Consider the following 15,504-nt stretch of genomic DNA (forward strand, 5'->3'; position numbering starts at 1 on the left):
AACGCTGTCCGTGTGTTTGGTTAAACTAACACACGGACAGAACAATCGATAAATTAGGTTATTACAGCTTATACGCCAGATCCATCCCCTGTTTAATGGCGCGTCTTGCATCTAATTCAGTGGCAATATCCGCTCCACCAATCAAAGAAACAGAGATTCCTCGCTGCTCTAATGATTTATATAGCGGGCAGTAGGGTTCTTGCCCTGCACAGAGGATTACATTATCGACCTCGAGGCAGTCTGTTTGACCATTGCGGCGGATGTGCAAACCTTGATCATCTATTTTGAGATATTCGACGGCATTTAACATTTCAATGCCGCGCCTATGTAAAGTTAAACGATGTATCCAACCGGTTGTTTTAGCTAGATTAGCACCATTTTTACTTGGTTTTCTTTGTAATAAATACAATTTACGCGCTTGCGGTAAAGGATATTTGGGGGGGGAAATAAGTCCGCCCGGTGTATTTAAACTGGTATCGATATTCCATTGTTTAGTGAATGAGTTAATATCTGAATCACCTTTAGTTTGATGGCTAAGAAATTCCGCTACATCAAAACCAATGCCACCAGAACCAATAATTGCTGCACTCTGGCCGATGTGGTGATGATATTTTAATACGTCGATATAATTCACTACTTTAGGATGATTAATTCCGCTCAATTGTATTTCACGTGGCTGTACACCCGTAGCTAAGACCACTTCGTCAAAGCCAAGTAAATCATCTACTTCTGCACGATGATTGCAGAATATTTTGATATTTTGTAATTCGAGTTGGCGGCGGAAAAAACGTAATGTTTCATAAAACTCTTCTTTACCTGGAATTTTTTTGGCTAAATTAAAGAGCCCACCAATATCCATATCTTGTTCAAATAAAGTGACTTTATGGCCTCGTTTAGCACTATTTATTGCGCAGGATAATCCGGCTGGTCCGGCTCCAACGACCGCAATATTTTTTATTTTTGTGGTTGCTTTCAATAAGTAATCAGATTCATGACAGGCGCGAGGATTGACTAAACAAGAGGCTATTTCTCCCGCAAATATTTGGTCTAAACATGCCTGATTACAGCCAATACAAGTATTAATTTCATCGGCTCTATCTTGTTGTGCTTTGGTAATAAATTGTTCATCAGCGAGAAATGGACGAGCCATCGACACCATATCGGCATGCTGTTCGGCTAACAATGCATTGGCAACATAAGGGTCATTAATCCGATTAGTTGTAATGAGTGGAATAGATACTTTACCCATTAATTTCTGAGTAACCCAACTGAAGCCTGCTCTAGGGACTTGGGTTGCAATCGTCGGGACTCTGGCCTCATGCCAGCCAATCCCGGTATTAATCATGCTGGCACCTGCGAGTTCTATTTCTTGTGCAAGCTGGACTATTTGTTGCCAATCGGAGCCTTCATCGACTAAGTCAAGCATAGATAAGCGGTAGATAATAATGAAGTTATTTCCAGTTTTTTGGCGAATAGCTCGCAGAATTTCTAGCGGGAACGCTATTCGATGAGCGAAACTGCCGCCCCATTTATCCTCGCGTTTATTAGTGCGTTGAGCGATAAATTGATTAATTAAATAGCCTTCAGAACCCATGATTTCGATGCCATCATAGCCGGCACGTTGAGATAATTGCGCTGTATGAGCAAAATCATCAATGATTTGCAGTATTTCGTGATGAGTGAGTGGGTGAGGAGTGAATGGATTGATATCGGCTTTAATTGCACTTGGTGCAACTAATTGAGGGTGAAAACTGTATCTACCAGCATGCAATATTTGCAGGGCTATTTTTCCTCCCGCTTGATGAACCGCATCGGTCACAATTTGGTGTTGCGCGATTTGTGAGCCCTGAGTAAAGCTGGCTCCATGAGGAGTTAATGTACCGGCAGGGTTAGGCGCAATTCCTCCGGTAATAATTAAGCTCACGCCATTTTCTGCTCGTTCACGATAAAACTGGGCTAAACGATGTGCCCCTTCTGGATGCTCCTCTAATCCAGTGTGCATTGATCCCATCAGGATCCTGTTTTTTAATACGGTATGGCCTAGATCCAGTGGTTGGAATAAATGTGAAAATTTGCTCATAGAATTGCCCCACAGAATTATTTTTATACAGAGGTCGGATGAGTTTGATTTAATTTAGCCTAAATAAATTATGAATGTTGATTATTGTTAATTTTTTGTGATTTTTATCATGACTTAGAATCGATATATTTTCTTGGCAGGTTTAAAACAATCATAATTTCACCTCGAAATAACACAAAATAACTTGATATGTTATTAATCTATTTCTTTTATTGTCATTAATCGTTATTAATAGGAGCGTAAATTAGGGCTACAGATAAAAGAGGAGTTATGATGATAACGATGACAACCCCTGTAGTTCTGGAAGGAAAAGGCGTATTACTTATACCGATTAGCCATCAGTATGATTTTATTTTAAGTGAAATTATTCGGCAGGGAAAGCTAGATCAATTGTGGTATACCTCGGTACCCGCTCCTGCAAATATAGCTGCCGAAATTGATCGCCGAATTAATTTGCAAGCGGTAGGTAAAATGTTGTCTTTCATTGTGATAAATAAAAATAATCAACAAATTGTTGGGCTAACCGCCTATAACACGATTGATAACCAAGTACGTCGGGTCGAAATTGGTGCCACATGGTATAGATTAGAAGCGCAGCGAACGCATATCAATACTGAGGCTAAATATCTGTTATTAAAATATGCTTTTGAACAACTTGATTGTGTTGCAGTTGAATTTCGTACACATATTCTTAATTTACAGAGTAGAAAAGCTATTGAACGCCTAGGGGCAAAACTGGACGGTATTTTACGTAGCCACAGTTATACCAAAACGGGGGAATTACGAGATAGTTGTGTTTACAGTATTATTGCTAGCGAATGGTCGGTGGTAAAACGTCATCTTGAATGGCAGTTAACTAAACCGCGCTAATTATTAGCGAGCAATTGGGTGACGAAAAATACCAAAGGTCCGGCCAAAGGTTAAAGTTGATGGTTTGAATCATCCATATATTTAATGTGTTATCAACATAGTAGACATTATTTTTTTAGGTTGGATAGAAAATCAGCATACAGTTTCTAAAGACTAGACCTAAAGGAAAACTGCACGTATAATCCTCCCCCATCAGGCCCCTTAGCTCAGTTGGTTAGAGCACTCGACTCATAATCGATTGGTCGCTGGTTCAAGTCCAGCAGGGGCCACCAAATTTATCAAGGGGTTGCGTTTATAACGCGACCCCTTTTTTATTTAAATTTTTCATCCCACTATCCATCCCACGATAAGTAAAGAGCTAACTTGATTTATCAAGGCGCCGTAAAACTCCGTACTTTAATGAACAGCTTAGCTTTATGGGATCAGTTCACTTTAAAGTGGGGGATAATGTCAAAAATAACTGCACTACAAGATAATCATTAAAAACAGCAGTACTTGATTGTTATATTTTGATGATTGGTTTCTACAATAAATTTTAGTCTTTCCAAGATATTAGTGTTCTCTGTATTTATCTATTCTACTTTAGTTTATCCCGCGAGCTCATCAAATTGAGTGGCTGCATTATACAGTCATGCCTATTCTTACTTATATTTTATCTATTTTATCAGTTAGTTATTTCTTGGTGGCTATTGTTTGATCTTCTTCACAGATTACTGTTTTTCTTGTTGAGAAATTAAACTCCGTAAAATACTATAATTTGGAGTTGTATTTCAAAAGAGAATATAAAATGACGCTAATTGAAAAGATGACCAAGGATATTCAACAAAAAGGTGGGCTGATAGTGTCTTGCCAGCCGGTTGATAATAGTCCGATGGATAAACCCGAAATTGTTGCTGCAATGGCTCAAGCTGCGGTAAATGCAGGTGCTATCGCGGTACGAATTGAAGGTATAGATAATTTAAGAGCCACCCGCCCCCTGATTGATATTCCCATTATCGGCATTGTTAAGCGTGATTTACCTGATAGCCCAGTGAGGATCACTCCGTGGTTAAGTGATGTTGATGCCTTGGCGGCAGAAGGTGCAGATATCATTGCTTTTGATGGCACTGACCGCGTACGTCCTATTTCTGTCGAGGCATTGCTTACTCAGATTCATCGCTTGGGTAAATTAGCGATGGCAGATTGTTCCACCTTCGATGAAGGTATGTATTGCCAAGCATTAGGGACAGAATTTATTGGTTCAACTATGTCCGGTTATACCGGTGGTGAAATACCAAATTTACCTGATTTTCAGCTGGTTACAGAGTTGGCCGCCCAAGGATGTCGAGTGATTGCTGAAGGGCGTTATAACACGCCAATAATGGCTGCAAAAGGCATGCAAGCAGGTGCTTGGGCCGTAACTGTTGGTTCTGCATTAACTCGTCTTGAGCATGTCTGTGATTGGTTTACTCAGGCTTTAAAGTCGCAGCGGGAGTTAGATAAATGAATACATTAGCCATTGATATTGGAGGAACAAAAATTTCGGCTGCGCTCATTAGCCGCGATAACCAATTAACACAGCATACTCAAATTACAACACCAGCAAGCGCATCACCGACACAACTTTATGAAGCATTAGTTGCAATCACCATGCCATTAAAAGCCGATGCAAACAGTATAGCAGTAGCATCAACCGGGATTATTTCTGATGGCGTATTAACAGCTCTGAATCCGGATAACTTAGGTGGATTAAAAGATTTCCCGTTAAAGGAAACGCTATCCAAGCTGACTGGCTTGCCATGTCAATTACTTAATGATGGTCAAGCTGCGGCATGGGCTGAATATGATTATCGCCGTGAAAGTATTGCAGATATGGCTTTTATCACGGTATCAACAGGCGTTGGTGGTGGGCTTATCCAACAAGGGCAATTACTGACAGGAAAACGTGGGATTGCCGGTCATTTAGGGCATACCTTAGCCGATCCTCATGGCCCTCTTTGTGGTTGCGGGCGTTATGGCTGTGTTGAAGCTATCGCTTCTGGTCGGGCTATTGCGGCTCAAGCGGTGGATGAACTGGCGGGAAAAGATGCGAAAGCCATTTTTACGGCTTTCTATCAAGGGAACGTACAAGCTAAAGCGATTATTGAGCGTTCAGCGAACACAATTGCAAATTTGGTGACAGATATTAAAGCAACAACCGATGTCGATTGTGTAGTTCTTGGCGGTAGTGTTGGGTTAGCGAAAGGGTATATCGAACTCGTTCAAGCTGCTATTACACCGCAACCGTTAGCATTACAAGTCCCCGTTTTATCGGCTTATTATCACCATAATGCCGGGCTTTGGGGAGCTACCCTCTGGGCTAGAGAGTAATTAAAAACTGTCGTACAACTTACCCGTTACCCTACATATGACAGGACTAGAAAATGCAATTACATGATTTCGGTTTCGTGAATTATGCGGTGTTGTTTGGTTATTTAGCCGCAATGTTATTGGTTGGTGTTTATTTCTCTAAACGTCAAAAAACAGCAGATGATTATTTTCGTGGCGGTGGTCGAGTCCCTGGTTGGGCGGCAGGGGTTTCTGTCTTTGCGACCACATTAAGTTCGATTACCTTTATGTCAATTCCAGCAAAAGCATATACTTCAGACTGGACTTTTATTATTGGGCAATATTTATCCATCGCTATTTTGCCATTAGTTTTCTATTTTTATATTCCTTTTTTTAGAAAATTAAAAATCACTTCGGCTTATGAATATCTAGAAGCACGTTTTGATGTACGAAGCCGTTTATTTGCTAGTCTCTCCTTTATGTTATTTCATATTGGCCGTGTCGCGATCATTATTTATTTAACGGTGCTTGCACTGCGACCATTTATTGGAATCGATCCTGTTGTATTAATCTCACTAATCAGCTTGTTATGTATTATTTATACATGGATGGGAGGTATCGAAGGGGTTATTTGGACTGACGTTATCCAAGGGTTATTACTTTCAGTTGGTGCCGTTTTAATTTTTATTATGATTTGCTTTAAAGTTGACGGTGGTATCAGCGAAATATACACCATGACAGCTCAAGCCGATAAATTCTTTCCCTCAACTCAATTTAGTTGGAGTTGGACTGAGAGTACTATTCCTGTATTGATGATTGGCTTTTTATTTGCCAATATTCAACAGTTTACCGCAAGCCAGGATGTTGTTCAGCGTTATATTGTGACTGATTCTATTGAAGAAACTAAACGTACTCTGATCACGAATGCTAAATTAGTCGCGATTGTTCCCCTTTTCTTTTTTGCTATCGGCTCTGCATTGTTTGTGTATTACAAACAAAATCCTAATTTATTGCCCGAAGGCTTTAATACTGGGGGAATTCTACCATTATTCGTAGTGACCGAAATGCCAGTAGGTATTGCCGGATTAATTATTGCTGCCATTTTTGCTGCGGCACAATCGAGTATATCGAGTAGCTTAAACAGTATTTCAAGTTGTTTTAACTCTGATATCTACATTCGATTGAGCAAAGTAGAGCGCCATGCTGAGCAAAAAATGAAAGTTGCTAGATTAGTGATCGTTTTTGCCGGCGTATTCAGCAGCTTAGCCGCAATTTGGTTAGTACTTTCTGATGAAGCTGAAATTTGGGATGCTTTTAATAGCTTGATTGGTTTAATGGGCGGCCCTATGACAGGTCTGTTTATGTTGGGTATTTTTGTTAAACGTGCCAATGCAGGCAGTGCGGTGGTTGGGATTGTAGTAAGCGTTATTGCGGTATTAGCCGCTCGTTATATCAGTGATCTTAATTTCTTCTTCTATGGTGTGATAGGTGCGATGTCTGTGGTTATTGCCGGGGCTATTACAGCACCACTGTTCTCATCAGCAAAACAAATTTCACTCAATGACGGTGAAACATCAGGGAATTAATAAGAGGTAAACTATGTTATTTGGTCATATATCAGATTTAAGCATAATGCCTGAGATGCATCCGGTATTACGCAAAGCAATTGAACAGGCGTTAGTTTTGGATCCTGCATCATTAGCACCGGGAAGTTATCCTATCGAGGGTGACAAGGTATTTATGAATGTGATGACCTTTGAAACTCAAGCCCGTGAACAAAAGCGTGCGGAATTACATCAACGCTATGTTGATATTCAAATATTGCTATCGGGTGAAGAAGTGATTGATTTTGGTGTACGAGGCTCGGCACAAGAGGCTACACCTTATAACGCAGATGATGATTATCAGCTTACTGATACGATAATCCACCCTCAAACATTATCACTGACACCAAATATGTTTGCTGTTTTTATGCCTTATGAACCACATAAACCGGGTATTGCGGCTGAACGGGGAGTAAATACGCTAAAAAAAGCTGTCATTAAGGTCGATGTAACCGCATTAGCTGATTAATTTGTTATTTATTGTAATTAAGCGCTTTATTTTTTTGATGTCTCCGTTGGTTTTATAATGGTGGCATTAGAAATAAAGCGTTTGGTTTTTGTTATATTATTATAACAGCAAGCCTTTTTTTAACTGATTGGAATTGGTACTCTTATCGGCAGAATTCTTTTCCCGTTTTATCTTCTGCAACCAAGGATAATTTCCATGACAGAACAGGCAACGACTCGACTCAAGCCGGGTAAAATACTTGATACGTTGGGAGCGATGAAAAATAGCTTAACGCCAGTATCACAGCGTATTGCAGACTATATCCTGTTCCATCCTTCAGAAGTCACTCAGCTTTCTATTGCTCAACTCTCTCAAGCCACCAAAGCGGGTGAAGCAACGGTCGTACGGTTTTGTCGCACTTTGGGGTATAAAGGTTTTCAAGATTTTAAAATGGATCTAGCCATTGAAATGGCAACGTCAGATAATGAAGAATCGCCGATCCTCGATGCTGAAGTGAGCCATCAAGATGATATCCATACTATTGGCCTAAAATTACAAGCGACCATTAATAACGTGTTATCAGAAACGCTAAATTTGCTGGATATGCAGCAGGTACAAGGCGCGGTAAATGCTTTATTGTCAGCTAACTATATTTGCATTTGTGGCGTGGGATCCTCGGGGATTACCGCCGAAGATCTCAAAAATAAGCTGATGCGTATTGGTCATCGAGTTGATGCCGTTACTAATAATCATTTTATGTATATGCAAGCCTCGTTATTAAAACCGGGAGATGTAGCGATGGGGATTAGCCATTCAGGTAACTCTCCTGAAACGGTGCATGCCTTAAAACTGGCTAAAGAGGCGGGGGCGAGTACCATCGCACTTACCCATAATCTAGGATCACAAATTATGGAATATGCGGATTACCATCTGATTAATGGTAATCGTCAGGGTAAATTGCAAGGTGACTCTATTGGTACTAAAACGGCTCAATTATTTGTGTTAGATCTGATTTATACGTTGCTGGTTCAAACTCAGCCAGAGAGAGTTAAAGAACAAAAACTACGTACACTGAATGCATTAAAAAGCAGCAATTCGGCATAGAGCTATTTCTTCCTTATTTAATTTTTAGTCAAAATTGGCGAAAGATCACACTTTCATTTTTCTCTCCCTTTAACACTCAATTGGTTATTGCGTTCTTAGGTATTGCTCTTTAATATAGAGTTAAGCTCCACAAATAAAAAATTAAAGAAATTAACCTCCAAAGGAAGCTATAATGAATAAACTCTCTGGACTGATTGCTGCTCCTCATACCCCTTTTGCGGCTGATGGTAGCGTTAATTATCCTGTCATTGATCAGATAGCAAAACATCTGATTATAAGTGGTGTTAAAGGTGCTTATGTATTAGGAACAACGGGCGAAGGTATTCATTGTTCTGTTGAGGAACGTAAGAAAGTTGCTGAACGTTGGGTGACGGCAAGCCAGGGGAAACTTGATTTAATTATCCATACTGGGGCGTTGAGTATCGCCGATACTTTAGAATTGGCTCGTCATGCTGAAACATTAGATATCAAAGCCACCTCTGTGATTGGGCCTTGTTTCTTTAAGCCAGGGAATGTGGATGATTTAGTAGAATATTGTCGTTTAGCGGCTGCGAGTGCACCTTCTAAAGGTTTTTATTATTATCACTCGACCATGTCAGGCTTAAGCATTGATATGGAGAAGTTTTTACAAGCGGCAGGCAAAGCCATTCCTAATTTATCTGGTATGAAGTTTAACTCCCCTGACATGTATGAATTCCAGCGTTGTTTACGTGTGGATGGCGGTAAATACGATATTCCATTTGGCGTTGATGAGTTTATGCCTGCGGGATTAGCTTGTGGGGCATTAAGTGCAGTAGGCAGCACTTATAACTACGCTGCACCGTTATATATTGAGATGATTGAAAAGTTTAACGCTGGCGATCATCAAGCAGTTGCCGCTTGTATGGATAAAGTGATTGCACTTATTCGCGTATTGGTTGAATACGGTGGCGTTGCCGCCGGTAAAGTGGCTATGCAATTACATGGAATTGATGTTGGTGATCCTCGCCGCCCATTGCGTCCAATGACAGCAGAACAAAAAGCGGATGCATTAGCCAAGTTTAAAGCAGCTAATTTCCTGTAATTATATTTATTCAGTATGAATGGATGGCTAACTGCTTCCCCTGTGAGTGATAGCCTGTTCGTATTGAGTGCTGCTAAATTAGTCGTGAATGAAGCCACTTTTAATCAAGTGGCTTTTTTTATCGGCTATTTGTTAGAAAAAATCAGTAAAATATACCCTAAAAATAATTCAATTATTTGTTGGTGATAAAGCAAAAGTTGCTCGAAAAATAAATTAATCGATAATTAAATAGAGAATGACTTTAGGATTTAGTTGCTGAATTTAAGTTAAAAAAATACCCGCATAGGCGGGTATTTTTGTGGCTAAGAATATTAGCGTAAATTATTCATCCAAGAAACTGCGCAGAACTTCTGAGCGGCTTGGGTGACGTAATTTACGTAATGCTTTAGCTTCAATCTGACGGATACGTTCACGGGTAACATCAAACTGTTTACCGACTTCTTCTAACGTATGGTCAGTGTTCATATCAATACCAAAACGCATACGAAGAACTTTCGCTTCACGCGCTGTAAGACCCGCCAAGACATCGTGGGTTGCAGAGCGCAGGCTCTCTGAGGTCGCCGAATCTAATGGCAGCTCCAGAGTGGTATCTTCGATAAAATCACCTAAATGCGAATCTTCATCATCACCAATTGGTGTTTCCATGGAGATAGGCTCTTTGGCAATTTTAAGTACTTTACGGATTTTATCTTCAGGCATCAGCATACGCTCTGCCAGTTCTTCAGGCGAGGGTTCACGGCCCATTTCCTGTAGCATCTGACGAGAAATACGATTCAGCTTGTTGATAGTTTCAATCATATGTACTGGAATACGAATGGTACGAGCCTGATCGGCGATTGAGCGAGTAATTGCCTGACGGATCCACCAAGTTGCATAAGTTGAGAACTTATAACCACGGCGGTATTCGAATTTATCAACTGCTTTCATCAGACCGATGTTACCTTCCTGAATTAAATCAAGGAACTGTAAACCACGGTTGGTGTATTTTTTCGCGATAGAAATAACCAGACGTAAGTTGGCTTCAACCATCTCTTTTTTCGCACGGCGGGCTTTCGCTTCACCGATTGACATGCGACGGTTAATATCTTTAACTTGCTCAATGGTCAGACCCGTTTCTTCTTCAATCTGACGTAATCTTTGCAGGCTACGATGCACTTCTTCTTCAACTTCAACCAGTTTTTCAGACCATGGTTTGTTCATTGCTTTAGCAGCAGTTAACCAAGTGTCGTTGGTTTCATTACTGGTAAACAAGGTAATGAAGTTTTTCTTTGGCATCTTGCACTGTTCAACACACAGTTTCATGATGGTACGTTCTTGCAAACGAACGCGATCCATCATTTCACGCATATTGTTAACGAGATAATCAAACTGTTTTGGTACTAAACGGAACTGTTTGAAAACTTCAGATAATTCTTCAATCGCTGCAACAGTTGCAGGATTACTCCGACCATGCTGCTTGATATGTTGACGCGTTTTTTCATACTGCTCTTGCAGTTCCATGAATTTCTGACGAGCCAGCTCTGGGTCGATGCTGTTATCATCATCTGCATCGCTATCATCTGATTCTTCGTCTTCATCTTCATCTTCGTCAGCATCTAATTCTTTTTGAGGAAGCTCGGACCCGACATGAGTAGCCGTTGGTGCGATTTCTTCTTCAGCATTAGGATCGACAAAGCCTGTAATCAGGTCGGAAAGGCGTGATTCTCCTGCCTCAACACGTGCGTATTGTTCTAGCAGATAGGTGATCGCTTCAGGGTATTCAGCAACTGAACATTGAACCTGATTGATGCCATCTTCAATGCGTTTTGCAATGTCGATTTCACCTTCGCGAGTCAGCAATTCAACTGTGCCCATTTCACGCATATACATACGTACTGGGTCAGTTGTTCGGCCTATTTCACTTTCAACACTCGACAGTACTTGTGCTGCAGCTTCGGCAGCATCGTCATCTGTATCGGAAGTCGTTTCAGCCAGCATCAGATCATCAGCATCAGGTGCTTCTTCCATAACCTGGATGCCCATGTCATTAATCATCTGGATGATGTCTTCGATTTGATCCGAATCGACGATATCTTCCGGCAGATGGTCATTGACCTCAGCATAGGTCAGATAGCCTTGCTCTTTACCTTTAGTAACGAGTAGCTTTAGCTGTGACTGCGGGTTTTGCTCCATAAGACGGTATCCACACTTCTGAGTATTTAGATTGGTGTCGGTCGGCGAACAAATCAGCCAACAATAACATTTAAGGGGATTTGTTAATTTTTATGCTACGCCCCTTCATTTCTCGTAGCAGATTACAGGCATTCGCCTTAGGTAAAGCGGCACTTAAGCCGTGTTGTTTTTTTACTGAATACTTTAGGTCTTCACTCTTGCTTGAGTGATCAGACGGACTTCTTCGCGCTCTTCTGGGGTTAGCCCAGCGGTTCGCTCTTTTGCAATTAAAAAGTCAAAACGTTCATCAAGAGCACTAATGAATAGATGACTTAAGGCATCTATAAATGTTTTTTCTGCTATTTCCTCTATCTCTATATCGTTCCATGTAGCCAGCTTTTCAAGTTGTCGGACAAATTTATTATCACGATACAGCTCAAGTAGTTGACCAGTATTCATTCCAGGATTAGAACGACATACATCGACTAGCTCTAAAAATAGAGGAAGTCCCGGTAGCTGTGAGTGGCTAATGCCATCCAACGGCGGAACTAAATCCGAAAAATTCGGATTTTGCACTAACAAAGCGATTAAAATTCGCATTGTGGTTGGTTTTAATTTGGGTGCCTGATAATTCTTTTTTTCACTAGTCTCTCTATCAATCATAGCAAGAACCTGTGAAATATCAGGGATACCGATAAAATTACCTAATTCTTGTGCTAAATATAGCCGCAGAGTTTCCCCAGGTATTTGTTTAATCAGGGGAATTGCAAGCTTATTAAATTTAGCTTTTCCTTCCTGTGTACTTAAATCGACCTGCGTTAGTAAAGTATCAAATAAGAATGTTGATAGCTGATGGGCTTCGCTCATTCTTTTTTCGAAATTAGCTTTGCCTTCTTTTCTGATTAATGAATCAGGATCCTCTCCATCGGGCAAAAACATAAATTTTAACTGGCGGCCGTCGTTCAGGTAGGGGAGTGCGGTTTCTAATGCTCGCCATGCGGCTTCGCGACCAGCACGGTCACCGTCATAACAACAAATAACAGTTTCAGTCGAACGATATAAAAGCTGAATGTGTTCGGAAGTCGTTGATGTTCCTAATGATGCTACAGCATAATCAACACCAAACTGAGCTAAAGCAACCACATCCATATAGCCTTCAACGACTAATAATTTTGCAGGCTCATGGTTATTTTGAGTCGCTTCATACAGACCGAATAATTGTCGACCTTTATGAAAAATATCGGTTTCTGGTGAGTTAAGATACTTCGGTACACCATCACCTAACACTCGACCACCAAAAGCAATAACCCGTCCACGTCTATCGCGGATAGGAAACATCACGCGTTCTCTAAAACGATCGTATGTGCGGCCCTTATCGTTGGTGACCAGCATTCCGGCTTCATCAAGCTGTTTTTTGGCTTCATGATTTGGGGCAAATCGTTTGAGCAGATTATCCCAACCGGGAGGCGCAAAACCAATGGAGAAGCGCTTAATAATTTCATCACTGAGTCCGCGTTGGGTTAAATACTCTTTAGCCACTTGTGCCGAAGAATTATTTAACGCACCACAGTAAAAGTGGTTAATTTTTTCCATTAACTGGTAAAGATTTTGTCGCTGATGCCGTTCTATCTGACTAGAACCCGTACCGGACTCATAAGGAACCTCTAGTCCATGCAGGGTGGCTAACTCTTCGATAGTTTCGACAAAATCTAACTTGTCGTAGTTCATCAAAAAGTCGATGGCATTGCCATTGGCTCCGCAACCAAAACAATAATAAAATTGTTTTTCACCATTAGCGGTGAATGATGGCGTTTTTTCGTTATGAAACGGACAACACGCGTGATAATTTTTACCTTGTTTTTTTAACGGCACACGGGCATCGATCAAGTCGATAATATCGGTTCTCGCTAATAAATCATTGATAAATGAACGCGGAATTCGTCCAGCCATAAGCCTTATATTCGCCTGTTGTTGAACGATAAGTTGAACGATAACAAGCCGCGCTTTCCTACGGAAAGCACGGCCTTTAACTGCTACTGCTATCTGTGTTGATTGCGGTCGTAACCGCACTCAATTAATACAGACGAGTACGACGTGCGTTTTCGCGAGCCAGTTTCTTAGCGTGACGCTTAACAGCAGATGCTTTAGCGCGTTTACGTTCAGTCGTTGGCTTTTCATAACATTCGCGACGACGAACTTCAGCTAAGATACCTGCTTTTTCGCAGGAACGTTTGAAACGACGTAATGCAACGTCGAATGGCTCGTTTTCACGTACTTTAATTACCGGCATGTGCCTCTCACCTCAATAGAAATCGGTTTTTCGCTGGCGCTGCTCAGCCAGCCGTCATTTTAAATGGTGCGGAATTTTACTTCAATGAGTACGGCTTTGTAAAGTGCCGTATAAAATTGAAACACACAAGATTACCTGTTTTGTCTCGGTAATTGCAATATTTTCTGCAAAAACAAACGACAGAACTGATGTAATAATGAATTTAGCCGCACAGAAAATTGATATAGGGTGCAGATTGTAAACTATGATGGATAAAAAGTCAGCCTTTATCCGGCATAAATTACACCTCACCCGCGAAATAATGATAAACTTGGCGCACTATATGAACAAGGGCAGTGTAATGAGTGGTGCAATGCGAGTTTTAGGTATCGAAACATCCTGCGATGAAACCGGGATCGCAATCTATGATGACAAAACCGGCCTGTTAGCTAATCAACTTTATAGCCAGATAAAACTGCATGCCGATTACGGTGGTGTCGTCCCTGAACTCGCATCACGGGATCATATTCGTAAAACCGTGCCATTGATTCAGGCGGCATTAGAACAAGCGGGTTTAGCCGGGAAAGATATTGATGCGGTTGCTTATACTGCCGGGCCCGGATTAGTTGGGGCATTAATGGTAGGCGCAACTATAGGGCGTGCGTTGGCGTATGCTTGGGGCGTACCCGCGGTACCTGCTCATCATATGGAAGGCCATCTTCTGGCGCCAATGTTAGAAGAAAAACGCCCTGAATTTCCCTTTGTCGCTTTACTGGTTTCTGGTGGGCATACACAGTTAATTAGTGTCACTGGCATTGGCGAGTATCAGCTATTAGGCGAATCAATTGATGATGCTGCGGGTGAGGCCTTTGATAAAACCGCTAAGCTGCTCGGTCTTGATTATCCTGGTGGTCCGGTATTATCGAAAATGGCCCAGCAAGGGACTGAAGGGCGTTTTGTCTTTCCTCGTCCAATGACTGATCGCCCGGGGCTTGATTTTAGTTTTTCTGGTTTGAAAACATTTGCCGCTAATACTATCCGCGCCAACGATGATGAGCCTCAGACGCGTGCTGATATTGCTCGTGCATTTGAAGATGCCGTGGTTGATACTTTAGCGATAAAATGCAAACGTGCATTAGAGCAGACTGGATTTAAACGATTAGTAATGGCTGGTGGTGTTAGTGCGAACCGTACATTGCGTGCCAAAATGGAAGCCGTGATGAGCAAATTAGGCGGCGAAGTTTTTTATGCGCGTCCTGAATTTTGTACCGATAATGGTGCGATGATCGCTCTTGCTGGAATGATCCGTTTACAGGGTGGAATGACGGGGGGATTAGAAGTGAGTGTAAAAGCACGTTGGCCATTGGCTGACTTACCGCCGCTGAAAACGCCTTCGCCATCGAAGACATCTTAAGTTAGCTTAAGGCTCTTTAGACGCCGTTATTAATCACAGTATTAGCTATTGTTGCCTATAATTGTGGTTTAAAACGACGGTTAATAATTGCGGCTAAACATAGTTATTAACAATTAGGATAGTATTGACTCGTATTTGAAGCACAAAAAAGGCTGAATAAAATTTCAGCCTTTTTTGTGCCTAATTTATGCTAG

The 15,504-nt window shown here is 41.3% G+C and carries 12 protein-coding genes and 1 tRNA gene; 9 read left to right on the forward strand and 4 right to left on the reverse strand.

Annotation, left to right across the window (positions count from 1 at the left end; genetic code table 11):
• Positions 1 to 61 precede the first annotated feature (61 nt).
• Positions 62 to 2,080, reverse strand: a complete 2,019-nt coding sequence (locus MNY66_RS02315; protein ID WP_241501348.1) for an NADPH-dependent 2,4-dienoyl-CoA reductase — start codon at positions 2,078 to 2,080, stop codon at positions 62 to 64.
• A gap of 273 nt (positions 2,081 to 2,353) precedes the next feature.
• Between MNY66_RS02315 and MNY66_RS02320 the strand changes: the two genes are divergently transcribed.
• The 8 genes from MNY66_RS02320 to MNY66_RS02355 all read left to right on the forward strand — a co-directional run bounded on the left by MNY66_RS02320 (position 2,354) and on the right by MNY66_RS02355 (position 9,476).
• Positions 2,354 to 2,950 (forward strand): GNAT family N-acetyltransferase, encoded by a 597-nt coding sequence (locus MNY66_RS02320; protein WP_241501349.1) that lies wholly within the window; start codon positions 2,354 to 2,356, stop codon positions 2,948 to 2,950.
• 195 nt (positions 2,951 to 3,145) lie between these two features.
• Positions 3,146 to 3,222: transfer RNA gene (locus MNY66_RS02325), tRNA-Ile, on the forward strand.
• Positions 3,223 to 3,737: 515 nt separating this feature from the next.
• A complete protein-coding gene (locus MNY66_RS02330; RefSeq protein ID WP_047255190.1) occupies positions 3,738 to 4,436 on the forward strand; it encodes an N-acetylmannosamine-6-phosphate 2-epimerase in 699 nt (232 codons plus the stop codon).
• Positions 4,433 to 5,299 (forward strand): N-acetylmannosamine kinase, encoded by an 867-nt coding sequence (nanK, locus tag MNY66_RS02335; RefSeq protein WP_241501350.1) that lies wholly within the window; start codon positions 4,433 to 4,435, stop codon positions 5,297 to 5,299. The genes MNY66_RS02330 and nanK overlap by 4 nt, the downstream gene beginning before the upstream one ends.
• A 53-nt stretch (positions 5,300 to 5,352) precedes the next feature.
• Positions 5,353 to 6,843 carry a sodium:solute symporter family protein gene (locus MNY66_RS02340; RefSeq protein WP_047255188.1) on the forward strand — a complete coding sequence of 497 codons (1,491 nt, stop codon included), beginning with the start codon at positions 5,353 to 5,355 and terminating at the stop codon, positions 6,841 to 6,843.
• 13 nt (positions 6,844 to 6,856) lie between these two features.
• Positions 6,857 to 7,330, forward strand: a complete 474-nt coding sequence (gene nanQ, locus MNY66_RS02345) for an N-acetylneuraminate anomerase (protein WP_047255187.1) — start codon at positions 6,857 to 6,859, stop codon at positions 7,328 to 7,330.
• Positions 7,331 to 7,525: 195 nt separating this feature from the next.
• Positions 7,526 to 8,413 (forward strand): MurR/RpiR family transcriptional regulator, encoded by an 888-nt coding sequence (locus MNY66_RS02350; RefSeq protein ID WP_241501351.1) that lies wholly within the window; start codon positions 7,526 to 7,528, stop codon positions 8,411 to 8,413.
• 172 nt (positions 8,414 to 8,585) lie between these two features.
• Positions 8,586 to 9,476: a dihydrodipicolinate synthase family protein gene (locus MNY66_RS02355; protein WP_047255185.1), complete on the forward strand. Its 891-nt coding sequence runs from the start codon at positions 8,586 to 8,588 to the stop codon at positions 9,474 to 9,476.
• Between the two features lie 321 nt (positions 9,477 to 9,797).
• On the opposite strand, the gene rpoD is transcribed toward MNY66_RS02355, so the two are convergent.
• The 3 genes from rpoD to rpsU all read right to left on the reverse strand — a co-directional run bounded on the left by rpoD (position 9,798) and on the right by rpsU (position 13,917).
• Complete coding sequence (rpoD, locus tag MNY66_RS02360) at positions 9,798 to 11,648, reverse strand: RNA polymerase sigma factor RpoD (RefSeq protein WP_047255184.1); 1,851 nt, start codon at positions 11,646 to 11,648, stop codon at positions 9,798 to 9,800.
• A 183-nt stretch (positions 11,649 to 11,831) separates the two neighbouring features.
• Positions 11,832 to 13,577, reverse strand: a complete 1,746-nt coding sequence (gene dnaG / locus MNY66_RS02365; protein WP_047255183.1) for a DNA primase — start codon at positions 13,575 to 13,577, stop codon at positions 11,832 to 11,834.
• Between the two features lie 124 nt (positions 13,578 to 13,701).
• Positions 13,702 to 13,917 (reverse strand): 30S ribosomal protein S21, encoded by a 216-nt coding sequence (gene rpsU / locus MNY66_RS02370; protein WP_047255182.1) that lies wholly within the window; start codon positions 13,915 to 13,917, stop codon positions 13,702 to 13,704.
• Between the two features lie 352 nt (positions 13,918 to 14,269).
• Here rpsU and tsaD point away from each other — a divergent pair, with 352 nt between their 5' ends.
• Positions 14,270 to 15,310: a tRNA (adenosine(37)-N6)-threonylcarbamoyltransferase complex transferase subunit TsaD gene (gene tsaD, locus MNY66_RS02375; protein WP_241501855.1), complete on the forward strand. Its 1,041-nt coding sequence runs from the start codon at positions 14,270 to 14,272 to the stop codon at positions 15,308 to 15,310.
• Positions 15,311 to 15,504: the final 194 nt, after the last annotated feature.

Origin of the sequence: Moellerella wisconsensis (assembly GCF_022592395.1) — a bacterium.
GTDB classification, from domain to species: domain Bacteria; phylum Pseudomonadota; class Gammaproteobacteria; order Enterobacterales; family Enterobacteriaceae; genus Moellerella; species Moellerella wisconsensis.

Bases quoted from the DNA above. Each gene is read 5' to 3' on its own strand.
- MNY66_RS02315 (WP_241501348.1), bottom strand. From the start codon at position 2,080: ATGAGCAAATTTTCACATTTATTCCAACCACTGGATCTAGGCCATACC.
- dnaG (WP_047255183.1), bottom strand. From the start codon at position 13,577: ATGGCTGGACGAATTCCGCGTTCATTTATCAATGATTTATTAGCGAGA.
- nanK (WP_241501350.1), top strand. From the start codon at position 4,433: ATGAATACATTAGCCATTGATATTGGAGGAACAAAAATTTCGGCTGCG.
- tsaD (WP_241501855.1), top strand. From the start codon at position 14,270: ATGCGAGTTTTAGGTATCGAAACATCCTGCGATGAAACCGGGATCGCA.
- nanQ (WP_047255187.1), top strand. From the start codon at position 6,857: ATGTTATTTGGTCATATATCAGATTTAAGCATAATGCCTGAGATGCAT.
- MNY66_RS02320 (WP_241501349.1), top strand. From the start codon at position 2,354: ATGATAACGATGACAACCCCTGTAGTTCTGGAAGGAAAAGGCGTATTA.
- rpoD (WP_047255184.1), bottom strand. From the start codon at position 11,648: ATGGAGCAAAACCCGCAGTCACAGCTAAAGCTACTCGTTACTAAAGGT.
- rpsU (WP_047255182.1), bottom strand. From the start codon at position 13,917: ATGCCGGTAATTAAAGTACGTGAAAACGAGCCATTCGACGTTGCATTA.
- MNY66_RS02340 (WP_047255188.1), top strand. From the start codon at position 5,353: ATGCAATTACATGATTTCGGTTTCGTGAATTATGCGGTGTTGTTTGGT.
- MNY66_RS02330 (WP_047255190.1), top strand. From the start codon at position 3,738: ATGACGCTAATTGAAAAGATGACCAAGGATATTCAACAAAAAGGTGGG.
- MNY66_RS02355 (WP_047255185.1), top strand. From the start codon at position 8,586: ATGAATAAACTCTCTGGACTGATTGCTGCTCCTCATACCCCTTTTGCG.
- MNY66_RS02350 (WP_241501351.1), top strand. From the start codon at position 7,526: ATGACAGAACAGGCAACGACTCGACTCAAGCCGGGTAAAATACTTGAT.